Source organism: Aeromonas sp. 61P, assembly GCF_051919545.1.
GTDB lineage: Bacteria > Pseudomonadota > Gammaproteobacteria > Enterobacterales > Aeromonadaceae > Aeromonas > Aeromonas veronii.
The window spans coordinates 2725094-2748692 of the sequence record NZ_JBQBEL010000001.1 but is presented as its reverse complement, the minus strand read 5'-3'; the positions used below and the strand labels follow the sequence as shown (position 1 = coordinate 2748692).

Sequence of the window (23599 nt, the reverse complement as noted above, 5' to 3'; positions counted from 1 at the left end):
ACTCCGACTCAATGACTCATTTCGGCACTTATTTCGGCAAATGGGTGGCATAGGGGGCCAGGCGGCTGACCAACCCGGGCTCCCACTGCGACAACCCGAGGCGATCTGCCTCTTGCCACAAGTGTTGATATTGCTGGCGCGCAAGCGCCTCCATGCCTTCCTGCTCCAACAACTCCGCCTGCACCAGCAAGGCATGGAAGCGGGCTCTTGGCTCTTTCATCTGTGCCATCCGCTCATCAAGCAGGGCGAGCGCGGCAGCAATCCCCTGCTCCCCATGACGCAAGGCGACCTCCTCGGCCAGCTCGGCCTGTCCGCTGCCGCCCCCACTGCTCTTGGCTGGCTGCAACCAGCGGCTGCACTCGGGGGAGAGAAACGGGGAACCATCGCTGAAGGTGAGATCCCGCAGCGCTGGCAGGCGCTGCAAAAACGCATCCAGCTCCGCCATGATCGCCTGCGCCACCGCCCCATATCCCAGCTTCTGGGCCACCTCGGCCGAGAGCCTGTGCCCCTCGAACCAGTAAGGGGCCAGCGTCAGGCTCTGCTCGATGCGCTGCCAGAGCGCCAGATCTGGCGTGCCCATGGCTGCGCGATATTCATCCACCATGTCAACCGACATGGGCGCAAGCTGGGTCTTGTTGCCCTGCGCAGCCATGGGAGGTGTCGTGATACCGGCCCAGATGGCGTGACGACGCAACCGATAACCGATCGCCGCCTCCGGCTGGCGCTCAATCAGCAGCTCCGCCACCTTGAGCTGGGTCTGTCGCCATGCCCGATCGTTGGAGCTATCAATCTCGACCCCGGAGCCCTTGCTGCTGCCACTGAGCACCATGGTGCCCGCCATGCCACTCGCACTGGCGGTGGCTGCAGCAGCGCTGTTTGCAGGTTGACCTCCGGCATCTGCCTGGGCCTGGGCAACCTGTTGTCGCTGGGCCCGCTTCAACCCCATCACCAGAGGATCCAGCAGTTCCCCCTTGTCAGGGCACTGGGCCAGCCAGACGGCCTCCAGCTGTTCTGCCTGCGCAAGCAACTGCGCCAGTTCCGCCGCAGAGGCGCTCTCGCTCACCCTCGGCAGGGCCCCCTCGAAACGCTTGATGATCTGCACCATCAATCGCTGCTTCTGGGTCGCATTCCCGGGCCAGGCCAACAGCCAGTAAGCCTTGATCCAGGCTTCCAGCAAGCTCAGCGCAGCCCCCATCGGGGTCGCCTTGGCGGGGTGCTGCAGGCAGCGCAACAGCTGTGCCAGCACCCGCATATCCTTGGTGCGGCTCTCCAGCAACCCCAGACAGGCTTCGGCGACCGCATTGAGATCGACCTGGCTGTGGGCAAGGGAGCCCAACTTGACCAGCTCGGTCTCCACATAGTCCCAGCGAGGCTCATCGGCCAGCACGGCCCCTTTGATCTGTGCATCCGGCAAGCTGGTGAGCAGACGGCTACACCAGGTGTGTTGATAGCTCATCTTCCCCCCCTACCAGCGACACTGTTGGCGCACCGGTATCAGCGCCTCTTTCAGGCCGCTGAGATCGACCCGCAGCAAGGCGCCGTTGGCCGCCTGAACCTGCAATTCACGATGACCGATCCAGCGTTTTAGCTCCTCGATGGCGGGCAGACCGCGGCCATATTCGAGCAGCCATCCCTGATCCCGGATAAACCAGCTCTGACTGCTGCGAGTCGCTTGTCCATCCAGCGCGACCGCGACACTCTCCCCGCGCCACGGCGCATCCAGCCGCAAGCGAATATGGGTGATGCTGTTGACACAACCTATCGCCAGGGTGGCACCGCGCAGGGCCGGACGGGTCAATACCGCCGTGCCGCTCTCCTCATCCTGTCGCAACAGGAAGGGTGAGCTATCCGGCACACGGGCCAACTCCTGCTCCGCTATCGCCAGCCAGGCCGGAGACTTGGTGCTCTCCTTGCTGCCTGATGGCGTCGCCTCATTACCAAGGGCGTCATAGCAGGCGAGCCGGATCAGAGGGGATGGCTCACGACGACACGCTTGCCACGCCGCCATATCGAGGGGAGGCACCGCATTGCCGGTCGCCAGCAGCAGGGGCAACAAACCCATGATGCTCATCAGTTCACCTCCAGTTTCTGGCACTTGTGATCCAGGGTGCGCTTGGGAATATTGAGGCTCTCGGCCACCAGCATGCGATTGCCCTGAAAGTAGCGCAGGCGCGCTTCAATCACCGATGCCTCGTACTGCTGCATGGCCCGGCGCAGATCGCGGATATGGTTGTAATCATCCAGCGCATCGGGCAGCTCGGCACAGACCCGATCCCGCAGCTCCGGCGGCAAGGCGCCAAGCCCCACCTCTTCACCGTGACGAGTGTGGGCACAGGCCACCTCCAGCAGATTGCGCAGTTCGCGCACGTTGCCGGGGAAGTCGTAACTTTGCAGTTGCTTGAGGAACTTGCGCTGCAAGCCAGCCAGTCCCTTGTCATCCTGCGCGGCAAACTGGGCCATGAAGTGCTGGCAGAGCAGGGGCACATCCTCGATATGCTCGCGCAAGGGGGCGATCAGCAGCAGACACTGGCAGAGACGGTGGTAGAGGTCAGCACGGAACCGCCCCTCCTCCACATGGCGGGTCAGCGGCTGATGAGTGGCCGCGATGAGGCGAAAATCGGAGTGATACTCCTGCTCTGCCCCAAGCGGCCGATAGCTGCGGGTCTCCAGCACCCGTAGCAGCTTGGCCTGCATGGCGGCGGGCATATCGCCCACTTCGTCGAGAAACAGGGTGCCACCATTGGCTTGCGCCACCAGTCCGGTCTTGTTGGAGAGGGCGCCGGAGAAGGCCCCCTTCTGATAACCGAACAGCTCGCTCTCGATGAGATTCTCGGGAATGGCGGCGCAGTTGATGGCGACGAACGGCTTGGCAGCGCGCTCGGAGCACTGATGCACCAAGCGGGCGACCACCTCCTTGCCACTGCCGGTCTCCCCCTGAATGAGCACGGTCAGCTTGTGCTGGCCCGCCTGGGCGATCTGCTCGCGCAAGCCTCGGATCACCGCCGACTGGCCAACCAGCTGATCCCCCAGCAACTTCTCGTGCTGGCGCTGGCGCTCCCCCTCCCCCTTGATCTGACGCAGGGAGTCGCGCAGCACGTTCTGATCCCGGCGGCTACGCCCCAGATCGCGGATCAGAGTGAGCTGGTTGCAAAAGACCTGCGCCAGACTGGCCAGCTCGGGGCGAGCCGCCCACTCCTGCAACACATCACCACTGTCCATCATCGCCAGCACGGCAAACGGCTTGCCGTTGCCATCATTGAGCGGAAAGGCGTGCAGGCCGCACTGCTGGCCAAGGTTGGCCAGCAGTGCGCGAAAACCGGCGTGCTCAATGCGGGCACCGCCATGGAGGGAATCCCAGGTGCGGGATTGCGCCTTGTGCAGCACATAGGCGAGTGGATGAGAGAAATCATCTACCGCCAGCGCCAGCGCAACCTCCTGCCCCTTGACCCACCCTTTGCACTCCAGCTGGCGGCCGCTCACGTCCAGCATACCAAGCAGCAGTCCTTTGGGCTGGAAGCTGGCATGGAGGGTCGAGCTCCACCAGTGGCAGAGATGTTGTTCATCCCGTTGCGAGGTGAGCGCGAGGGCGAATGCGAGGGCTTGCTCCATGGTCAGCCCTCCACCTCGGCCACAAACTGGTGATCGGCCACCGAGAAGCGCACCCGGTTGATGGGCTCACCGGCCGAGAGGCGCTGCAACAGTTGCAGGGAAACCGGCGGCAACAGGGCCCCATCAATGACGGACTCCAGCATCCGCGCGCCGTTCTCGCTGCGGTTCGCTCGCAACAGGATCTCCTCGGCTACCTCACTCTCCAGCACCACCTCGGCACCGAAACGCTCCTTGAGCAGCTTGACCAGCCGGTTGAGTTTGCCACCGACGATCTGCACCAGGGTGTCGTGACCGAGCGGCAGATAGGGGATCACCTCCATCCGCGCCAGCAGGGCCGGTTTGAAGAAGGCAGCCAGCTCCGGATAGAGTGCATCCAGCAGGTCATCAGGCTGCTCGGCATGATCGACGATGGTTTGGAAACCGAGGTTGGAGGTGAGGAAGAAGACCACGTTCTTGCAGTCGATGATCCGCCCTTCCCCATCGGCCAGCTCGCCCTTGTCGAACGCCTGATAGAAGAGGTTGAGCACGTCAGGATGGGCTTTTTCCACCTCATCCAGCAGCACCACCGAGTAGGGCTTCTGCCGAATGGCTTCGGTCAGCACGCCACCCTCGCCAAAGCCGACATAGCCGGGAGGCGAGCCGATAAGACGGGAGACGGTGTGCTTCTCCTGATACTCGGACATGTTGATGGTGGTCAGATACTGGCGACCGCCAAACATCAGCTCGGCAATCTGCAGCACGGTTTCGGTCTTGCCGACCCCGCTTGGCCCCACCAGCAGGAAGGCGCCCAGAGGACGGCCTGGACGACGCAAATCGGCGCGGGCGGTCAGCAGGTGTTTGTGCAGATGGGCCACCGCCACATCCTGCCCCTTGATGAGCTCGCCAAGGTACTCCGGCAGACGGGTCACTACATCGAGCTCCCCTTGGGAGATGCGATTAAGCGGCACTCCGGTCCACTCGGCGATCACCGCTGCGACCTGAGTCTTGTCGACATGGGCAGAGACCAGTACCTCGCCCTGTTGCAGCTCGGCCAGCTCGCGCTCGAGCCCGGCCAGCTGCTCGGCAGCCGCTTGCGGATCGAGCGGCGCATCGGCGAGATCCAGCGCTTCTCTGGCCAGCATCTCATCCTGCTGATCGGCCAGCAGGGCGGCACGCAGCTCGACAATCCTATGCACCAATCCCTGCTGTTGCTGCCACTGGGCTTCCTGCTCACGCAGGGTGTCACGGCAGGTCTGCTGGGCCGCTTTCAGTTCTATGAGTCGCTCATCGTTGTCACCCAGACCGATCAGACTCTGGCGCTCCAGCTGACGGATCTCCAGCTCACGCTGGCGCAGTTCGTTTTGCAAATGGCTGACGGCGCGCGGTGGCGTGGTGAGGTTGATGGCCACCCGGGCACAGGCGGTATCGAGTACGTCGATCGCCTTGTCCGGCAGTTGGCGACCGGAGATGTAACGGGCGGAGAGCTGGGCGGCGGCTTGCAGCGCTTCCTCATCGATCAGCACCCCGTGGGCCTTTTCGTAGATGCTGCGCAGGCCACGCAGGATCACCGTAGCCTCATCGGCATTGGGCTCACCCACTTTCACCAGCTGGAAACGGCGCGACAGGGCGGCATCTTTTTCCACGTACTTCTTGTACTCACCCCAGGTGGTAGCGGCGATGGTGCGCAGCTCGCCACGAGCTAGCGCGGGTTTGATGAGGTTGGAGACATCCAGCCCCCCCGCCTGATTGCCCGCCCCGATCAGGGTGTGGGCCTCATCGATAAAGAGGATGACAGGTCGCACGGCGTCCTTGACCTCCTGCATCACCCCCTTGAAACGCTTCTCGAACTCCCCCTTGACCGAGGCTCCGGCCTGCATGGCGCCAAGATCCAGGGTCATCAGCTCCACATCGCGCAATTTTTCCGGCACCTGGCCCGCGACGATGCGCAGCGCCAACCCTTCGATCAGCGCGCTTTTACCGACACCCGCCTCCCCCACCACGATGGGGTTGTTTTTGCGGCGACGGGAGAGGATGTCGATCATCAGATCGATCTCGTGATCCCGGCAGAGCACCGGATCCAGGGTTCCCTGACGGGCCTGTTCGGTGACGTTGACAGTAAAGCGGGCCAGCAGGCTGGCATCGGCGGGCAGCGCGGCCTGAGTCGAAGTGCCGTTAGCAGAAACAGTCACTTGGGTCTCGGCAGACTCTTTCACCCACTCGTCGAACTGCTGGCGCAGCAGTTCGCGATTGATGTTGGCAAGCAAACGGGTCACCGAGCCCGGCAGGTAACGCTGGGGAGTCATCAGCAGCACCAGCAGCATGACGCCGCTGCGCAGTTGGCCATGTTGCAGCTCGGCAGAGGCGAGCAGCCAGCTGTCTTGCAGCCACTCCACCAATAGCGGCGAGAAGGAGGGATAACCCTGACCATAACCGTTATCGGCCGCCGAGGGTTGCAGCAGGCTCTTTAACTCTTCAACCTCAACTTCGGCCCGTTTGAGGATCTGACGCACATCGCTGAGGGGGGTCTCCAGCATCTTGAGCAGCAGGTGCTCGATGCGGATCTCGGCGCCCTGATGATTGACACAGAGGGCCGCAGCCTCCTCCAGCATGTGACGGCAGATGGGGTTGAGTCTTTCCACCAGTACCGGTAGCTCTATACGAATCAAGGCGTGCTCTCCTTAAGTATTTATTTTAATAATTCGCCCAGTTGACGCAGTACGTCCTGGGTCTGGTTATTGAGTTGGTGGTGATAGAGGCCAAAGATGATGGCCAGGATCAGCGCGCCGCCCATAAACAGGGTGCGCAGGGAGACTTGCTTGCGCAGCTGGTAGCGAGATGCCTGCTGCCCGAGGTCGAGATGAAACACGCTGGGTGCCTCACCGCCACGTTCGAGGGACAACTGCTTGTGCAGTTGCTTGACGATCCGTTCAAACTCGTCACGGCCCTGGCTCATCACCTTGTAGCGCCCCTCAAAACCGAGGCAAAGGCAGAGATAGATGAACTCCAGAATGTCGCGATAGCGCACCGGATCTTCCTGCAGACGCGACAGCAGCACGAACACCTTCTCGCCGCCCCAGGTTTCGTTATGAAACCGGGTCAGCAGCGAGTGTTGGGACCATTCGCTCTGGCTGCCCCAGTCGCGCCCCATCACCGCCTCATCAATAAAGGTGCAGAGGATGTAGCGAAACGAGAGGACGACGCCATTCTCGTAACCCTGCGCCATCAACTCCTGCTCGATGGCCTGGATCTCGGTCACCACCCGCTGATAAAGCTCGGGCACCCGGTCGTAGCGCGACAACAGACGCACCCGCTGCACCAGCCCCAGCAGCGGGGTCACCGCATCGATCATCGGGTTGATGCTCTGGCCACGCAGGCGGAACCAGTAGTCCGAATCCATGTCCAGCTGCTCGGCGTGATCGAACAGCAGGTCGCTCAGTTGCTCGTTGTTGATAATGTCCGTGGTCATCTCTGCTTGTTTCCTTGATGCGATCACTGGCTACGGATGGCCCAGAGCTGCATGTCGAGCTCGGGGAAATCGCCGGCAATGTGGAAGGCGAGCGTGTTGCTGACCGCCAGCATCTGCCAGGCAGGGCTCTGACGGTCGAGCTGGAAGTAGCTGTAACCGGCGTGATAGGGCAACTGGCGCGGCGCCACCGGCAGCGGCAACAGCGGGATACCTGGCAGCTGCAGGCTGATGAGTTCGCGGATCTTGTCGCTCGACGCCACCTTGGTCTGCTGCAGCAACTGTTTGCGCAGCTGCTCCTGCGGCATGCGGGCACGCACTGCCAGCACGAAGTCGGCGCTTTGCATCAACTCGCTCTCGTTGACCATGGCCACCATGACGCCGTACTGGTGCTTGCGCAGCTGGATGGAGACGGCACGTGGCGACAGCACGGTACTGAGCGCCTGACGCAGGGCCAACATCACCGGCTCGAAGCTCACCTGCTGATCGTCATGACGATAAGCGGGGAACTCGGGCGGCAGACGGGACTCGTCGGTAAAGGTCATCAACTCGCCACAGAGCTGCACCAGCGCCTCGTGCAACCGCTCGGGGTGCAGGGTGCCAAGACGCGCCAGATGGGAGAGCTGTGGCTGAGCCCGGTTGAGCAGCTGTAGCATCATGAACTCGGCCACATCGGCCACCCCCTGCTGTCCCGGCGCAGCGATGCGCTGGGAGAGGCTGCGAGCCCGCTCGGCCACGAGGCCAGCCGATTCGCCGAGGAAGCGCTTGAGGGTCGGAATGGCAGAGACACTGATACTGCAAGGCATGAAGTTGGGATCCAGCACCAGACCGCCATCCGGGCGCTTGTCCAGAATGCGGGCAATGGCGAGGGACGCGTAGGCACTGCGATCTTCCCGCTCCAGCATCAACCGCAAGCTGACCCGACCCACTTCGAGGGAAACCACGTCCCCCCCTTCACTGTGCAGATCCCGCACGTCGTGGCGATGAGCCTGCAGCCGGGTTGCTACCTGACCGCCCTGATTGACCTCGTTGACCCCGCTCACCGAGAGCGGCAGCGCCAGATAGACCTTCTGGTTGGCCACCGAGGCATCGGTGATCTCCAGCGGGGTCGGCAGCACATCATCGTTCGGGATGTTGAAGACGGTGCCGTCCGGCAGGATACCGGTGGCCCCCACCAGCGCGATGCGGCCAAAGCCGAGGTAATCCTCGTTGATGGCAAGCGACTGCAACCCGTAGAAATAGTCGGACAGAGCGCTCAAACGCGCGTGCAGCGCGTAATCTGAATGTCTCTGTTGTTGCTGGAAGTGCTGGGGCTTGATAAAGAGCCCTTCACGCCAGATAACCCGATTTCGACTCGACATGATTATTCTTCTTCTTTTTGTAGTTCCACTTCATCCAGGCGCAGGTGCACCAGAATTTGATAGGCCGTTCCTTTGCTCTTGACCTTGATGACCTTGCGCCACTCGGCGCTGTCCGGATCGGCGTACCGTGCAATCACGCCGATGTAACGGGTCTTCTCGTCAAGCTTGACGGGGGGCAGGTATTTGAACTGGCCGGGCAGCAGGGTGTAGTCCTGATGATCCAGGTAGTTCTTGCCAAGGGCCTTCTCTACATCCGCCGTCACCTGGTCATAGTCAGTAGCGAGCAGCTTGGAATCTTCAGCCAGCAGCACCACCTGAAACTCGATGGGTGCCGCCTCCCCGCTCTCGTTGGGGTTGACATCAGGTTCTGCCAACAGGCTGAGCCCCAGGGTGGAGGGTTGGTCATCGTTGCTCCCCACCTGAATATCCGGGTTCATGGCCACATCGGCCATCTTGCCCATGGTGGTACAACCGGCCAGGGCCAGCAGACAGGCCCCAAACCACAGTGCACGTATCATCAAATCAGTCCCTGTTGCTGACGCACGGCCTGGTCATACGCCTGGGCGTAGACCTGATGGAACAGCTTGTCGAACCCCTGCTGACGGGCGGAGGTGAGCTCGCGGTAGTAGTGCTGGTACATGTTCCAGGCCCAGCCTTCATCGGCCACACCCGGGGTACCGGTACGACGGTAGTGCTCGAAACGACCAAGCAACGCCTCGGGCGAGAAGGCCTGCAGGATGCTGTCGAGCGCAGCGCCAATAGCCTGCTGGTTCGCCACGTGGTGAATGCGCACATTGCGCAGACTCTCGGCCACCGCAGCAGGCGCGGTCAGGTGCACCGGGCTCTTCTGCTCGGCAAACATCACCGCCAGGGTCTCGTCATAATCGAGACCAAGGCGCAGCGGGTTGTCCTCGATGGGGCGCAGGTGCTTGTCTGCCAGCGCAGCCTGATCGCTTTGCAGTTGCAGCAACCCCTCCACCATGGCACGCACTGTCTTGCCCATCTCTTCGAGCATGTCGTGGGCTTGCTGGGTGTCTTGCAGCTGCAACGGCTGGCCCAGACCACGCATCAGCGGGGTCAGGGCGACGTGATCAACGCCCTCCAGTGGCTGGAAATCGGGGTGGTTCTCGATGGTGGGCATATCCAGAAATTCTTGGTTCATGGTGTTCTCGACGGCTGAAAATGGAGCGAGGGATACGGTGTCCATATCCGGTTGAAACTGCGGTTGAGCCTGCTGGCTAGCATCCACCAAGGGACTCGGGGCCGCACGCTCCTGCTGCAATGCCAGCAGGGGGTCGACCCCCAGGGCCTGTGGATCATCCAGGGTCTGGGAGTGGTGAGGATCGCTTGCCAGCCACTCATCAAGCTGCTCGGTCGGACGGTTGCCCAGCACCTGCTGCAAACTCTGCTCGGGGGAGATGGCACCGAGATAGGCTCTCAGGCGAAAAGGGCCGACAATCAGCTCGTCACCCTGCTCGAGGTTGACCTTGCGAGCCCGCCCGATGGGCGAGGTGGCACCATTGATGTAGGTCTGGCCGCTGAGATCGCACAGGCAGAAACGACCGTCATTGAGCTCGACGCGGGCATGGGCTGGCATCACCGCCCCCAACCTGTCTCGCAGTTGCCAGTCATCCTGTTCGGAGGAGCCCAATGTTCCCCCCATCTCGTCGAAGCGATATTGCACCTGCTGGCTGCCGTCGAGCTGCTCGCTGTTGAGCACCACCAGGGAAAGTTGCTGGTTAAAGTCGTCCACATTCACTCCTGCACGTATTCCTACACTGAATTTCTGTGCTTATTCCTGTACACAGATCGTCACGAACGGGTCACTCGGCGGTTGGCCAAGAAAGGTACTCCACCCCAGACGGGCACTCTGCTCCTCCCCCAATCTCAGCCCCTTGGCCTGCTCCTGGCCGAAGCCAAGCCGCAGATCCCAAGCCAGCTGATCGCGCAAGATGAAGGAGACAAAGGTCACCAGGGCGTGGAAATGCTCCCCGTTCGGGAGAAATCCGAGAAACTGGCTAAAACTCAGATCATTGATTTTCAATAAAAACTTGCCGGCACAATCATTAACCTTGTCACCGATGACGAAGTCGTGCCCCAGAGTGGCGCAAGCACCGCCCAAGCGGTTTTGCTGCTCCGGATGGATCGGCACCTTGCGCCACTGCCAGGCACTCACTTCCACATCCGCCAGATCGAAGCAGTGGGCCACGAGACCAGCAACCACCTCTGGAGAGCGGCTGGGGCTGGCCAGCATGCCCGCATAGGAGAGCATCTTGGCGCGGTTGACCGGCAAACTCTGACAGACGGCATCGTTGCCAAGCCCCACCAACGCAAACATCAGACGGGAGAACCCATCCTCACCGTCATCCTGAAAACGGACATGGTAGCGATACTTGCGCCAGATCCTGTGCAGCAGGGTCAGCAGGCGGTGGTGGAAGAAATCCAGGAAAAGACCGAGCTTCTGTTCCCCCTGGGCGTACTCCCACGCCAGCGAGTCGAGGTAATACCCCGGCATCGGCGACTGGCTGCCGTGCAGACCCAGAAAGGCCACTTCCAGCTCGTGGCGCCCCTTCTCGTCGCGGCCAATTTGCAGCACGTCGCTGGTGGGAAAACCCAGCGATGCAGTCGCCTTGAAACGAATATTTTCGTCACTCGGCAGGTGGTCGAGACCACGCTCCTGATCGGCACCGTCCAGCCGGTTGAGCAGCTCAACCAGCTGGAAGAAATTGAAACGGGGCGCCTCGTTGGCGGCGCTCACATCAGGGAGTGCTGACCGATCTGGACTGGCCACTGATAGCGCTCCTTGTTATCGAGATTGACCACCTCAAGCAGGTGGAAAGCGTTGACGCTGGCATAGAGCGAGAAGAAGTGGGCCAGCACGGTGCTGAAGAGATAGAGTTCCCCTTCACTGCCAAAGGCGGACTGGCGGATGGAGAGCACCGACTTGAGCCCCCGCACCGGCATGCCGCGCACCAGCCTGTCCACCGGCTTGGTCTCGATCTCCTCGATCCCCGCCAGCCGCTTGCGCGACGCCTGCTCTGCCTGCTTGTCGTGCAAAGCGGGAAAGTCATAGGTACGCAGCACCTGCACCAGAGCATCCCGGCGCAGCAGAGAGACATAGTTGAGCGACAGGTTGGAAATCAGGGTCCAATGCAGGCTGCCATCCAGTGCAGGACGCAGCGGCCGGGTCGGCCGGATCAGGTTACGGAAGGTAGCAAACGACGGTGAACTGCCGGTCGGCACGCAGATACTGCCCACCTTAAGGCGGGCTGCGCGGGAGCGGTTGGTGCAGGTGAGCGTAACCGAAATGGATTCATCCAGATCGACCGTAGTGGTTTCATCCCCTCGCACAAACGACAGACTGTGCTCAAAGCCATCACCACTCACCGACTCCCTGACTCGCACCCGGTAATAGAGCGCCAGCCGCTGTTTGGCCCGCTCAATCTGATGCTGAAAACTTTCAAACGGCTGATAGATGCGTGGCGTACCGCGGGAACGGCCCATATTGCCCTCAACCCAGCCTTCAACCTGATCCACCGAGAAAATTTCGAAACTGTCGGCATAGCGATAGCTCGCCTTGAGCGGGTATTCCGCCTGACGGCCGTTGAGATTGACCGGCTCGCTGTCGTGCTGGAACAGATTGATAGCCGGCACGCAGTTGAGCATGAAAGAGTCGGGACGGATCTTGAGTTCCGCCGGCAAGGGCCGGTCGAAACAGAAATGGATTTTGAATTCACTCACCGGCAGCGGCTGTTTGGGCCACTCACCACCGGAGAGTTCGAAGAAGAGAAAGCTCTCCGGAAAGCAGAAATACTCCTGCAGGATCCGGTAGCCGGAATAGACATTGTTCGGATAGGGCAGCAGAGCATCGTCGCGCTCGAAGCCGACCGACTTCAACGCTTTGGCCTCCTGGCGAAAGCGCTTGCCATCGATCTCCAGCTCGATATGGGAGAGCTGGTTGGAGAGCCAGAAGTAGAGCTCATACGCGGTGTAGCTGTCGCCCCCCAGGAAGAAGCGCAGCTTGTCCAGCTGCAATTCGCTAAGCGGCAGGGGGGCATGCAGCGCAATATCGAGCGAGATAGTAGAGAGATCGTTGCCACTTTGCGCCGTTATCTGACGCATTTCGGCCGGATAGACCCAGGCATCGTGACAGGTCTGAAAATGGCAGGTCACGTCGTCGATTGGCAAACTGTCCAGCTGGCAACCCTGCCTGACCAGTGCCGGTTGGGCAATGGCACCCGGAATGACCGAAAACTGCATGATGGTCATGCTGGGGACGGGGCGCAGATAGTTCGGCCAGAGCATATTGAGCAGACCGTGGGTCAGCTCGGGGAACTCGTCCTCGATTTTGGCGCGCAGGTTGCCCGTAAGAAACGCAAAGCCTTCCAGCAGGCGTTCCACATCAGGGTCGGTATTCTGCTCCGACAAAAAACGGGTGAGTTCGGGATAGCTATCGGCAAATTCGCGCCCTTGCAGGCGCAAAAAAGCCAACTCATCCCTGAAGTAATGTTCCAGCGACATTGATCAGACCATGCGGTAGTGACGGTGACTGTCCATATGGACGTTGAACGAGGTAACTTGCTCGATATGCTCCAGCCGCACATGGGCCGTCACCTGAAACGACATCTCAAGCGGACTTGCCTGATAGTCGGGTGAACGGACATCCACATGGATGATCCGAGGTTCATAACGACGGATGCATTGCCGGATCGCCTCCCGGATCCGCCCCTTGATATCCGCACTACCCTGAGTGGCGTCATTGAGATCAATAACCCCCAAATCGGGTGCACTGCGGCAATTGCCGGGACGGGTGTTGAGGATCTGGTCGAGCTGCCGTTTGACAGAATCAACCAACTCATCAACTTCCGAACGAGGGGAGGAGCCAAGCCCCTCCCCCCGGATACGATCAAACAGGCTGGCCGCATTTCCTCTATCCCAGGAAGAGAGATGCGGCATCGGGCCTTATTCCTTGTCCAGTCGACCTACCAGAGAGAGCTCTCGAAGCTCGCCCCCATGTACTTGAAGTGCGGGCGCACGGCCATGGCAACCTGGTACCAGCCCGGCTCCCCTTCCACATCCAGCACCTTGATCTGGGCGGCGCGCAGCGGACGACGGCTACGGACGTCTGCTGGCGGGTTCTCTTGGTCGGCAACGTACTGCTTGATCCAGCCGTTCAGTTCACGCTCCAGATCCTGACGCTCCTTCCAGGAGCCGATCTGCTCACGCTGCAACACTTTGATGTAGTGCGCCAGACGGTTGATGATGAACATATACGGCAGCTGTGTACCCAGCTTGTAGTTGGTCTCTGCTTCCTTGCCTTCCTTGGTGTTGGGGAACACCTTGGGTTTTTGCACCGAGTTGGCAGAGAAGAACGCCGCGTTGTCGCTGTCCTTGCGCATGGTCAAGGTGATGAAACCCTCTTCAGAGAGCTCATACTCGCGACGGTCGGTGATGAGCACTTCGGTCGGGATCTTTGCTTGCAGCTGACCCATGGCCTCATAGACGTGCACCGGCAGATCGTGAATGGCGCCACCACTTTGCGGGCCAATAATGTTCGGGCACCAGCGGTACTTGGCGAAGCTGTCGGTCAGGGAGGTGCCCATCAAATAGGCAGTGTTGCCCCACAGGTAGTGATCGTGATCCGAGCTGATATCTTCCTGATAATTGAAACCCTTGATGGGGTTTTCAGTCGGATCATAAGGCAGACGGGCCAGGAAACGTGGTGCAGTCAACCCCAGATAACGGGCATCTTCCGATTCGCGCAGGGAGCGCCATTTGGTGTAGGCCGGTCCTTCGAACACCGATTTCAGATCCTTGATAGAGGGCAGATCGGTGAAGCTGTCGACGCCAAAGAAGGCGGGGGCGACAGAGGAGATGAAGGGGGCGTGGGCCATGGCACCGACGGCACTGACATACTGCATCAGCTTGATGTCAGGAGAGCTGTGGGTAAAGGCGTAGTCGCCGATCACGGCACCGATCGGCTGGCCGCCGAACTGGCCGTAGCCGGTTGAATAGACATGCTTGTAGAGACCGGACTGGGTGATCTCCGGGGAAAACTCGAAATCTTCCAGCAGCTCTTCCTTGGTAGCGTGCAGCACCTGGATCTTGATGTTTTCACGAAAATCGGTGCGATCTACCAACAGCTTGAGGGAGCGCCAGGAGGATTCCATCTCTTGCAGCTCTTTGGCATGCAGGATGACGTCCATCTGCTTGCTCAGCTTCTTGTCGAGCTCGACAATCATGCTGTCAACCAATGCCTTGTTGACCGGCTCGCTGGTGGTACCGCTGTCCAGAATGTTGGCGATAAGCGCAGCCACACCCTGCTTGGCAACACTGTACCCCTCATCAACCGGTGTGATGCGAGCCTGCGCCATGATTTCGTCCAACAAAGAGGACGAGGAGGCTGCACCCGCCCCCGCTTGAACCTGTTCTTCGACCAAAGACATGTTTGTTCCTTTCTCGTCAGTCAATACAACCCGCCGATCACTCGGCAGGCTTGATCAAATCCAGCTCTTTGAGCAGTTGCTCACGAGCCTCATCACTGGACAGCAGATCCTGCAAACGATTGCGGAAAGAAGGGATATTGCCCAATGGCCCCTTCAGGGCAACCAGCGCCTCACGCAGTTCAAGCAGCTTGCGCAGCTCGGGGACCTGTTGGGCAACACTGTCAGGAGTGAAGTCTTCCAGAGACTGGATTTTGATCGAAACCGGCAGATCGTCCTGGCTGTTCTCTTCCAGACGATTGGGAACAGAGAAGCTCAGTTCCAGTGCAGATTCTTTCATGACGGAAGAAAAGTTGTTTTTGTCGATGGAAACGGTTTGGCGCTCCTCGATCGGCGTTTCTTCGGTACGGCCCTTCATATTACCGACCACCATCATAGTCAGCGGAAGTTCAATTTCCGCCTGTTGACCACCGGTTGCCGGTACATATTTGATATTGATACGTTCTTTGGGCGCAACTGTGGCGCCGTCAATTCCTTTTCCCATGCTCTAAATACCAAGTTAAGGGTCACCCAAGACCCTATAGCTTATAGCTTATACCCCTCCTCTCAACTGTAAGATATTACAGTTAAGCCATCCTATGGACGATTTTGTCAAAGAGGCACTCACCAACGATGCACTTTTGATATATTTCAAGCAAAAGCTCTAGTTATCAAAAGCACAATATCTCTTGTTATTTATCTACAACCCGAAGCCTCAACTCAATGGTGTGAGGTCATATTGGCATTAATGCCTATTTTGAGCGGCATGGTATATAGAGAGAATTTGATGGTCAACGAATAATTCTAACGCGAACACATGAAAGCCATTAAAACCATTAAAAAACAAAAACTTAAATGAAAAATCAATCTTTGCGACAATAAAGACGCTCGCACGATGACATCACAATAACAACCTGTCATTTATTACAGTTGACCTAGGGTAGCATTAGAAGAATGCGCCATCGAATCACATTATTGATACCGTCTTTATCGCTATGCGAGCGCATGCGTCAAAATCAGTCGTTAAGCCAATCGAATGAATTGAATTAAGTAACGCTAATAATTTGATTCATATAGCTTGCTTGCATTTATGGCCAGTTTAAAAAAAACCACTATTTATCGAAAACATAAATGACGATCCGTAGTCATCACTCCCCTCATAAATCCAGCCGTAGCGTACAAGCCCCCCGAATCTACAAGTTATGCACCATTGAATCGCGTTGAGACGGCGTTGTTGCCCAAATCAGCTGTAAGAGCGTATCTTACACCCCCCGCCCCAAGTGACCGCTACACTCGGGGCTGTCTGACGGGCAGACCCAGGCTGTTCAGTTTGTTTATCGCTCCAACATACGCCATCACTTCCCCTACCTGACCGTTGTATTTTCGCAGACTGATTTTCCCCGCCAGCAACCGCTTGAACCGATGCATCGCCGTCTCTGCCAGCGAGCGCCGGTGATACCTCGATATCTTCTTCCAGTGCGCCAACCGTTCCTTGCGCATCACCAGCACGGCCTCATTTCTTGGGTGTCCCTTTTTCCATAACCCCGCGTTCTTGCGAGGCGGGATACAGGCTGTCGCTCCTTTACCTGCTATCAGCTGATGGCTGGCTTTGCTGTCGTAGGCGCCATCCGCATAAATACGGCCCAGCTTGCGCCGCAGTGGATTGTGTAGTGGTCTAATCATCTCGGACACCATTTTAGGTGGTACAGTCGCCACCATGACCTGAGGTGTCCAATGACAAGATTACGTCGCTCATTTACTGCCGAATTCAAACTCGAAGCCGCATCCCTGGTGCTCGACCAGGGATATTCTGTCCCCGAAGCAAGCCGTTCACTGGATGTCGGTGAAACCGTACTGCACCGCTGGGTTCAGCAACTGCAATCCGAACGCTGTGGTACAACCCCCACCGGAAAAGCACTGACTCCGGAGCAGCAAAAAATTCAGGAGCTGGAAGCCCGCATCAACCGGCTCGAGCGCGAAAAGGACATTCTAAAAAAGGCTACTGCTCTCTTGATGGCGGACGAGTTCACACGTACGCGCTGAATAGACCGATTAAGGGAGCAAGCCCCCATCACCTTGGTCTGCTGCGCTTTCGATGTTCCCACCTTCTGTTTTTACGATTATCTGGCTCGCAGGCGGGCGATTAACCGTGAGCGCATGCAACAGCGCTGTGAGTTGCGCCGTTTGTTCCAAGCGAGCCGGAACTCAGCGAGCAGCCGTGCCTTGATGTCGATGATGCGGGAGTTGGGGTATCAGATTGGCCGATTCAAAGTACGTAACCTGATGAAGGAGGCCGGGTTGGCATCCAAACAGCCGGGCGTACACACGTTATAAGGTGGCACGGTCAGAACGACCGAATATACCCAATCTGCTGGCCCGCGAATTTGATGCTCCGCAACCCAATCAGGTGTGGTGTGGTGTGGTGTGGTGTGGTGTGGCGATATTACCTACATCTGGGCTGGTGGTCGTTGGCATTACCTGGCAGCGGTGCTCGACCTGCATACCCGACGGGTCGTGGGCTGGGCGATGTCTGACAAGCCTGATGCAGAGCTGGCCATCAAAGCACTGGAGATGGCCTATCAGCAGCGGGGTTGCCCATCCGGTGTGCTATTTCACTCCGACCAGGGCAGCCAATATGGTAGCCGGGCATTTCGGCAACGACTGTGGCGTTATCGCATAACCCAGAGCATGAGTCGGCGTGGAAACTGCTGGGATAACGCCCCGATGGAGCGACTGTTCAGGAGCCTGAAGTCAGAGTGGCTGCCGGCTATGGGATATATGAGCTTGCGAGAAGCGAAACGAGATATCAGTTATTACCTGATGGATTACTACAACTGGCGGCGTCCACATTGCCACAATGACGGGATACCGCCAGCAAAAGCCGAAGAACGGCCTAACCAAGTGTCCGGATCTAGTTGACCACTACACCCTTCACTGCTTCTCAAGATGAGGCAGAAAACCCTGCGCATCCCAAATGGCCTGATCGGTGTAGAGGGAGTTGATAAAACTCGGATACGTTGCACCCGTGGACGTGGCAGCACCTGCTACGTAGCCTTGCTATCAACCTGTGAGCCATGATCGCTCACAAGCCTGTTGCGCCGAGGCCATTCAGTGATAGGACGAGACTCGTTCCCATAGTGTTGATTTGAAGAGAATGACGCGATTTGGCATCGGGTGGTATTTGATTGGCTAGTGAAGGCGTGGATCTGAGATGGGAGAAGAGTATTCATAACCCAAGTGGCATGACAGACTATTTTCGAGAGCGAGCGTTTCTATCCCGTTGTACAACGCATAAAGGCCAACTTTGCGACAGGCTCTTTTTGTTCCTTTTCCGGGTTAGAACAGGATTATTTGCAGCTCAGTGGCTCGCCGCTTCGAAGCGGCCGTTGGCAGCCATGAACAACCCCGAACGGATCCTGCGTGGATTTTTCCCCTCGTCGGTATAAGAGTTCCATATAGCAAAAAGCCCTGATGTTTCCATCAGGGCTTTGCAATTTGGCGGTGAGGGAGGGATTCGAACCCTCGATACGTTGCCGTATACACACTTTCCAGGCGTGCTCCTTCAGCCACTCGGACACCTCACCAAATTTTTGCTCACTACTTTATGTGCTTGAGCTACACATTCGCTTGCGCGACCATGCCGCGGCGACGGGGCGTAATGTAAGGGATACGATGGCTTTTGGTCAATGCAATTTTTTACTTTTTGCGTTCGTTTGCTCAATATCCGAACCAAGTGACCAAAAATATGCCGTTTCGTATCCCTTTCAATCAATTTACTGCCGCTTCGTGCAAATGTTCACCTTTGAGCGCCTCTTCCAGCGAGCCGTAAAATTCCAGCTTGCCGGGCTGCGGCCGCACCTTGGCACGGGCCAAGGTCTTGAGCGGTTGGAACTGCAACTCGGCCACCCGCAACTCGACACCGGCTTTAGCCATCTGCTTGCCAAAGTGGAGGAAGGCAGACAGGCCGCCCGCATCGAGGATGGAAACCGCCTCCATCTGCAACACCAGTACCTTGTGCCCTTTCACTTGTGATTCCAGCTCGGCAAAGACCCGTTCGGCCGCTGCGAAGAAGAGCGGGCCGTTGATCTTGTAGAGCAGGCCATTGTTCGGCACCTCATGGGCATAGCGCTTGTGCTCGGCCAAATCGTGCAGTTTGGTCATCTTGGCGATTTCGCGCATAAAGAGCAGGGACGCCAGGATCACCCCGAAAGTGATGGCGATGACCATGTCGAAAATGACGGTGAGCGACAGGCAGACCAGCAGCACCAGCACATCGGATTTGGGCGCGCGGCGGATAAGCTCCACCACCTTGTGCGCTTCACTCATGTTCCAGGCCACGATGAGCAGCAAGGCAGCCATGGCCGAGAGCGGCAACCAGGAGAGCCAGGGGGCCAGCACCAGAATGGCGGCCAACACCACCAGCGCATGAACAATCCCCGAGATGGGGGACGTAGCGCCGGCACGCACGTTGGCGGCAGAGCGGGCGATGGCAGCGGTAGCGGTAATGCCGCCAAAGAAGGGGGCGAAGATGTTGCCAAGCCCCTGCCCCACCAGCTCGGCGTTGGAGCTGTGCTTGCGACCGGTCATGCCATCGAGCACCACGGCGCAGAGCAACGACTCGATCGCCCCCAGCATTGCCATGGAGAAGGCGGCAGGCAGCAGCCGCTCAACAGCCGCCAGGTTCCATTCAACCGGCAAGCCATCCGGTCCGGGCAAGGCCCAGGGCATCACCAGGGTCGGCGCGATGGGCGGGATCCCCATCCCCTGGGTGCCATCGGCCAGGGTATAGCTGAACTTGCTGCCGATGGTGGCCACATCCACCCCAAAGTAATGGAGGCCAAAACCCAGACCCACCCCGACCAGCACCGCGGGCAAGTGGCCGGGCACCGGCAGACGCAGGCGTGGCCAGAGCAGCAGCACGGCCAGTGTTGCGACCCCCACCAGGGTATCGCCCCACTGCCAGCTTGGCAGGGCGGCGGCCAACGCTTCGACCTTGCCCAGATAGGTTTCCGGCATCTCGGGCACGCTCAGGCCGAAGAAGTCCTTGATCTGCAAGGTGGCAATCACGATGGCGATACCACCGGTAAAACCCAGCGTCACTGACGGGGGAATGTACTCGATAAGGCGGCCAAGACGGGCCATCCCCATCGCCACCAGAAAGAGGCCTGAGATGAGCGTCGCCATCAACAGACCACCGACCCCGAACTGCTGGGCGACAGGATAGAGGATCACCACAAAGGCAGCGGTCGGGCCGGAGATGGAGTAGCGGGAGCCACCGGTCACGGCGATCACGATTCCGGCAATGATGGCGGTATAGAGACCGTGTTGCGGCGGCACACCGCTGGCGATGGCCAGTGCCATGGCGAGCGGGATGGCGATGATGCCCACCGTCACACCGGCGATAAGATCACGGCCAAAGCGGGCCATGCTGTAGGGTTCATCAATACAGGACTGGCGTAAGGCTATGGCGAGCTTCACGCTATTTAAAGAGGCTTGCTTGTGCATGTATATCGTAATACCAGAAGAGGGAGATAAAGGCCGGAGAAATCCGGCGCCCGATCATCATCAAGGGCCGGCAGGGCTGTCGACGCGGCGATGGTATCCTGCGTAACCTTACTCCAGACGGGCCATTTTTTCGATGGGCAGGATCAATGAAACACGCGCTCACCCATTATTTGGCCTATTTGCCGCCAAATCGCCGATGTTGACGATTGCGCTCCCCAATTTAGCTGCAAAGTTCACCACTTGAGTCTTGTTAGCTTACCAGCACGTTCGCGACCTCATACTGGCATCATCAGGTTGATGCGAACCGAGCCAATAACCCCTAGGCCGGTTGGGGGCGGTGATGGCAAGGGACTGATTGTGCTGAAAATAAACCGCAAAGCGCAACTTTTGGGCAAACAGTCCGAAAATCCGGTTTTCGGGAAATTCGCGGGTTGACACCCGCCGCCCTGGTCATTAATATTCGCCCCGTCTTAACGAGACAGGCAATTCCTCCTTAGTTCAGTCGGTAGAACGGCGGACTGTTAATCCGTATGTCACTGGTTCAAGTCCAGTAGGAGGAGCCACTTTTCCCTCGTAGTTCAGTCGGTAGAACGGCGGACTGTTAATCCGTATGTCACAGGTTCAAGTCCTGTCGAGGGAGCCAAATTCTAAAGCCCAGCCTTTTGGCTGGGCTTTTTCTTATCTGCTGTTCGCCCCTTCCCTGCCACGCGCGCCCTTCAAATGCCCTCTGTCATAACGCCTCTTGCCTGCATGTGATGACCAACCTGCATACAGCTTGAATTGTCTATTGAGCGCCATCCCATAAACAAAGAGCTGGATTGACCAGCCCCTTTGTGTGCACCTCATCTCACTGCCGGATGCCGGGATCAGAAACGGTAGAGCAGACCCGTGGTGATGCTGGTGGCACGAATATCGTAAAAGTCGATCCCGGAGTCTGCATTGGCGTAGCTGGCGCTCAGGAGTGCAGAGAGCGGCGCAATGCCAAACAGCTGGTGCCAGAAGAGGGTGGCATCGATAGCCATGTCGCGGCTGTCGGCACGCAGGCCAAACAGCGGATTGGCCTCGTCATAGTCGCGCTTGCCCAGATAGAGGTTGCTGACGAACGACCAGCGAGGCGAGGTTTTGGCGTAGGTGAGCTGCAACCCCTTGCTCACATAAGACTCGGCACTGCCCGCCAGATCAGCCTTCTCATAGCGCAATGCTGGCTCGAGGAACTGATCGTCTGTTAGCCGGAACTGGTAGGAGACCTCGGCGGAGTTGACCCGGCCATTACGATCCAGCATCCCCATCACCGCACGACCATATTGCTCGCCGCTGGACTCCCCATCCACCTTGACGTCGCGGCTGGTGATGCTGCCACTGAGCGCACTGCCCCAGATGTTGTCCCACGCCAGACGGGCGCCGTGGGAGCTCACGTCACTGTCCTGACGAGCTACACCCACAGCAAAGGGATCGCGCCAGACCTTGACAGGGGTGGCATTGAACACCAGCGAACCGGCCACGATCCCCATGTCCCCCAGTTGCTGGCGCAGTCCGAACTGCTGGGTACCGTCGCCACGAATGGCATCCTGAATGAGGTTGCCCAGGAACAGCTGGCTACCGGTGGAGGCAAAGGTGTAGCGCAGATCCCCGTTGATCACCGGATCAAGGTGGCGCTGCTGCGCCGCAGCACCAAAAGCGTCAATACGCTCGCTACCTGCACTCCCCGTGGCAAAATTGGACTTGGTCTCGCCAACGCTGGCTCCCGCCAGCACACTGCCGGAAAAGCCAGATTCCTCAGGAATGGCACCCAGAGCTTCAGCCTGAACCCCGCTTGCAACCAGCATCCCCATACTCAACAGCAGACCAATACGCATCGCAACACTCCTGGCAAGCGGCCACTCTCGGAGGGCCGAGCCTGATAAATAGGAGGGAGGCAGTCGCCCCCCTGAATTGAGAAGCGGCATGTTACGGCAGGGAAAAATCACAAATAAGACAGCGGGATGCGGTTTTATTTTTTATGATGGCTTTTTATTTTTTTATAGGCGCAAGCAGGGGGCGACCCGGCATAATCAGTCCCCACGGCCTTGCAACGCTGCGGGCTGCTCGCGCCATACTCACTCTATTTACCCCTGTACCCAACATCGGAGTTCTCATGCGTCGATTCAATTTCATGCTCAATGGCAGCAGATTGATGATGTTCCCCTTCTACATTGGCATTCTCATCTGCGTGGTATTGCTGATGGTGAAGTTTGCCATGCAGCTCTATCAGCTTTCTGTAAACATTTTCGAGATCCCCTATCTGGATCTCATTACCGGCGTGCTGACCCTGGTGGACTTTATACTGGTGGCCCAGATGCTGATCCTGGTTGCTATCTGTGGCTATGTGCAATTTATCCAGACGGAAGAGCAGCGCGCCTCCCTTAGCAGCAACTGGCTTAGCAAGATCAACTTTGCCTCCCTCAAGCTCATCGTCATCAACTCGCTGGTGACTATTGCCGGAGTGGAGGTGCTCAAGGCGTTTCTCGAAGATGGCATCATCAACGAAGTCGATATGAAGTGGTCCGTGGTGGTGTTTCTCGCCTTCTCGCTGGCCGCGCTCATCTATGCGGTGACCGAGCGGATGGCGGAGCATAAATAGTGGAGCTTGATCACTGTGCTTGTTCAGCCTTGATTCACCAGCAATACAATTGATAACACTTTTCATTACTCTTACTGCGTTATAAACTTGCTCCCCCCGGGCTGCCCCGCCCGGGTGCTGGAGCCTTTATGACAAGCCTTTCTCTCTCACCCCGACAATTCTGGCAATGGTTGGCCTACCACCATCAGGCCGCCGAGGGCACCCTCTATCTGATGTTCTTCTCCGGCCTGCTGCTGTGGGAACCGCTGACCCCGCTCTGGTCGCTGGCGCGCTGGAATCTGTTTTTCCATGTGATGCTCTCGCTCACCCTGTTCCCGCTGCTGTTTGGCGCCTTCTGGCTCTCCCATCGCAGCTTGTTGAACCGCAGCAACAAACCTTTTTTGCGCACCACGGGACGGATTATCGAAGCCCTGCTGCTGGTCTGTCTGGCCAGCGGCCTGCTGCTGGTGCTGCACGGCACTCCGGGCGATGCCATGGGCAACCTCGCCAGCTGGGCCCACTGGTTGAGCGCGTTGGCGTTAACTCCTCTGGTGCTGCGCCACGCCTGGCGCTGGACCATCTTGAAATGGCGCTCCTGATC

At 58.6% G+C, this 23599-nt stretch carries 16 protein-coding genes, 3 tRNA genes and 3 pseudogenes; 5 read left to right on the top strand and 17 right to left on the bottom strand.

Annotation, left to right across the window (positions count from 1 at the left end; genetic code table 11):
• Nucleotides 1-28: 28 nt before the first annotated feature.
• From tssA to ACTG2O_RS12995, 14 genes and pseudogenes are all read right to left on the bottom strand, one after another.
• The gene (gene tssA / locus ACTG2O_RS13060) at nt 29-1456 is read right to left on the bottom strand and encodes a type VI secretion system protein TssA (protein ID WP_439975960.1); all 1428 of its coding nucleotides are present in this window, start codon (nt 1454-1456) and stop codon (nt 29-31) included.
• A gap of 9 nt (nt 1457-1465) precedes the next feature.
• A complete protein-coding gene (gene vasI / locus ACTG2O_RS13055) occupies nt 1466-2071 on the bottom strand; it encodes a type VI secretion system-associated protein VasI (protein ID WP_159158739.1) in 606 nt (201 codons plus the stop codon).
• Nucleotides 2071-3609, bottom strand: a complete 1539-nt coding sequence (locus ACTG2O_RS13050) for a sigma-54 interaction domain-containing protein (protein ID WP_019444941.1) — start codon at nt 3607-3609, stop codon at nt 2071-2073. Before ACTG2O_RS13050 ends, vasI begins: the two co-directional genes overlap by 1 nt.
• 2 nt (nt 3610-3611) lie before the next feature.
• Nucleotides 3612-6254 (bottom strand): type VI secretion system ATPase TssH, encoded by a 2643-nt coding sequence (gene tssH, locus ACTG2O_RS13045; protein ID WP_139740374.1) that lies wholly within the window; start codon nt 6252-6254, stop codon nt 3612-3614.
• A gap of 20 nt (nt 6255-6274) precedes the next feature.
• Nucleotides 6275-7054 carry a type IVB secretion system protein IcmH/DotU gene (gene icmH / locus ACTG2O_RS13040; RefSeq protein WP_439975957.1) on the bottom strand — a complete coding sequence of 260 codons (780 nt, stop codon included), beginning with the start codon at nt 7052-7054 and terminating at the stop codon, nt 6275-6277.
• Nucleotides 7055-7077: 23 nt separating this feature from the next.
• Nucleotides 7078-8412, bottom strand: coding sequence for a type VI secretion system baseplate subunit TssK (gene tssK, locus ACTG2O_RS13035; protein WP_021230534.1), 1335 nt, complete (start codon nt 8410-8412; stop codon nt 7078-7080).
• Between the two features lie 2 nt (nt 8413-8414).
• Entirely contained in the window at nt 8415-8930 is a 516-nt protein-coding gene (gene tssJ / locus ACTG2O_RS13030; protein ID WP_019444945.1) for a type VI secretion system lipoprotein TssJ, read from the bottom strand.
• Nucleotides 8930-10165, bottom strand: a complete 1236-nt coding sequence (tagH, locus tag ACTG2O_RS13025) for a type VI secretion system-associated FHA domain protein TagH (RefSeq protein ID WP_439975956.1) — start codon at nt 10163-10165, stop codon at nt 8930-8932. The genes tssJ and tagH overlap by 1 nt, the downstream gene beginning before the upstream one ends.
• Before the next feature lie 39 nt (nt 10166-10204).
• Entirely contained in the window at nt 10205-11203 is a 999-nt protein-coding gene (gene tssG / locus ACTG2O_RS13020) for a type VI secretion system baseplate subunit TssG (protein WP_042053054.1), read from the bottom strand.
• Nucleotides 11167-12933, bottom strand: a complete 1767-nt coding sequence (gene tssF, locus ACTG2O_RS13015; protein WP_019444948.1) for a type VI secretion system baseplate subunit TssF — start codon at nt 12931-12933, stop codon at nt 11167-11169. The genes tssG and tssF overlap by 37 nt, the downstream gene beginning before the upstream one ends.
• A 3-nt stretch (nt 12934-12936) precedes the next feature.
• Nucleotides 12937-13368, bottom strand: coding sequence for a type VI secretion system baseplate subunit TssE (gene tssE / locus ACTG2O_RS13010; protein WP_005299981.1), 432 nt, complete (start codon nt 13366-13368; stop codon nt 12937-12939).
• A 6-nt stretch (nt 13369-13374) separates the two neighbouring features.
• Nucleotides 13375-14858, bottom strand: a pseudogene (gene tssC, locus ACTG2O_RS13005) (type VI secretion system contractile sheath large subunit).
• Nucleotides 14859-14895: 37 nt separating this feature from the next.
• Entirely contained in the window at nt 14896-15399 is a 504-nt protein-coding gene (gene tssB, locus ACTG2O_RS13000; protein WP_019444950.1) for a type VI secretion system contractile sheath small subunit, read from the bottom strand.
• A 782-nt stretch (nt 15400-16181) separates the two neighbouring features.
• Nucleotides 16182-16565 (bottom strand): annotated as a pseudogene (locus tag ACTG2O_RS12995) (transposase); the annotation flags it as partial.
• Between the two features lie 63 nt (nt 16566-16628).
• Between ACTG2O_RS12995 and ACTG2O_RS12990 the strand changes: the two are divergent.
• Nucleotides 16629-17813, top strand: a pseudogene (locus tag ACTG2O_RS12990) (IS3 family transposase).
• A 577-nt stretch (nt 17814-18390) separates the two neighbouring features.
• On the opposite strand, the gene ACTG2O_RS12985 reads toward ACTG2O_RS12990, so the two are convergent.
• Nucleotides 18391-18478 (bottom strand) — tRNA-Ser (locus ACTG2O_RS12985).
• A 184-nt stretch (nt 18479-18662) separates the two neighbouring features.
• Nucleotides 18663-20399, bottom strand: a complete 1737-nt coding sequence (gene dauA / locus ACTG2O_RS12980) for a C4-dicarboxylic acid transporter DauA (protein ID WP_335849396.1) — start codon at nt 20397-20399, stop codon at nt 18663-18665.
• Between the two features lie 487 nt (nt 20400-20886).
• Here dauA and ACTG2O_RS12975 point away from each other — a divergent pair.
• Together ACTG2O_RS12975 and ACTG2O_RS12970 are read left to right on the top strand one after the other, a co-directional pair.
• Nucleotides 20887-20962: transfer RNA gene (locus ACTG2O_RS12975), tRNA-Asn, on the top strand.
• Nucleotides 20963-20966: 4 nt separating this feature from the next.
• Nucleotides 20967-21042, top strand: a tRNA-Asn gene (locus ACTG2O_RS12970).
• Between the two features lie 223 nt (nt 21043-21265).
• Here ACTG2O_RS12970 and ACTG2O_RS12965 read toward each other — a convergent pair.
• Nucleotides 21266-22255, bottom strand: a complete 990-nt coding sequence (locus ACTG2O_RS12965; RefSeq protein WP_439975954.1) for a DUF2860 family protein — start codon at nt 22253-22255, stop codon at nt 21266-21268.
• Between the two features lie 278 nt (nt 22256-22533).
• Here ACTG2O_RS12965 and ACTG2O_RS12960 point away from each other — a divergent pair, with 278 nt between their 5' ends.
• Together ACTG2O_RS12960 and ACTG2O_RS12955 are read left to right on the top strand one after the other, a co-directional pair.
• The gene (locus tag ACTG2O_RS12960) at nt 22534-23019 is read left to right on the top strand and encodes a YqhA family protein (protein WP_005333692.1); all 486 of its coding nucleotides are present in this window, start codon (nt 22534-22536) and stop codon (nt 23017-23019) included.
• Between the two features lie 128 nt (nt 23020-23147).
• Nucleotides 23148-23597: a hypothetical protein gene (locus tag ACTG2O_RS12955; protein ID WP_064341369.1), complete on the top strand. Its 450-nt coding sequence runs from the start codon at nt 23148-23150 to the stop codon at nt 23595-23597.
• Nucleotides 23598-23599 lie beyond the last annotated feature (2 nt).

Coding starts and splice junctions, on each gene's coding strand:
- tssA (WP_439975960.1), bottom strand. CDS start 1,456: ATGAGCTATCAACACACCTGGTGTAGCCGTCTGCTCACCAGCTTGCCG.
- vasI (WP_159158739.1), bottom strand. CDS start 2,071: ATGAGCATCATGGGTTTGTTGCCCCTGCTGCTGGCGACCGGCAATGCG.
- ACTG2O_RS13050 (WP_019444941.1), bottom strand. CDS start 3,609: ATGGAGCAAGCCCTCGCATTCGCCCTCGCGCTCACCTCGCAACGGGAT.
- icmH (WP_439975957.1), bottom strand. CDS start 7,054: ATGACCACGGACATTATCAACAACGAGCAACTGAGCGACCTGCTGTTC.
- tssK (WP_021230534.1), bottom strand. CDS start 8,412: ATGTCGAGTCGAAATCGGGTTATCTGGCGTGAAGGGCTCTTTATCAAG.
- tssJ (WP_019444945.1), bottom strand. CDS start 8,930: ATGATACGTGCACTGTGGTTTGGGGCCTGTCTGCTGGCCCTGGCCGGT.
- tssF (WP_019444948.1), bottom strand. CDS start 12,933: ATGTCGCTGGAACATTACTTCAGGGATGAGTTGGCTTTTTTGCGCCTG.
- tssE (WP_005299981.1), bottom strand. CDS start 13,368: ATGCCGCATCTCTCTTCCTGGGATAGAGGAAATGCGGCCAGCCTGTTT.
- tssB (WP_019444950.1), bottom strand. CDS start 15,399: ATGGGAAAAGGAATTGACGGCGCCACAGTTGCGCCCAAAGAACGTATC.
- dauA (WP_335849396.1), bottom strand. CDS start 20,399: ATGCACAAGCAAGCCTCTTTAAATAGCGTGAAGCTCGCCATAGCCTTA.
- ACTG2O_RS12965 (WP_439975954.1), bottom strand. CDS start 22,255: ATGCGTATTGGTCTGCTGTTGAGTATGGGGATGCTGGTTGCAAGCGGG.
- ACTG2O_RS12960 (WP_005333692.1), top strand. CDS start 22,534: ATGCGTCGATTCAATTTCATGCTCAATGGCAGCAGATTGATGATGTTC.
- ACTG2O_RS12955 (WP_064341369.1), top strand. CDS start 23,148: ATGACAAGCCTTTCTCTCTCACCCCGACAATTCTGGCAATGGTTGGCC.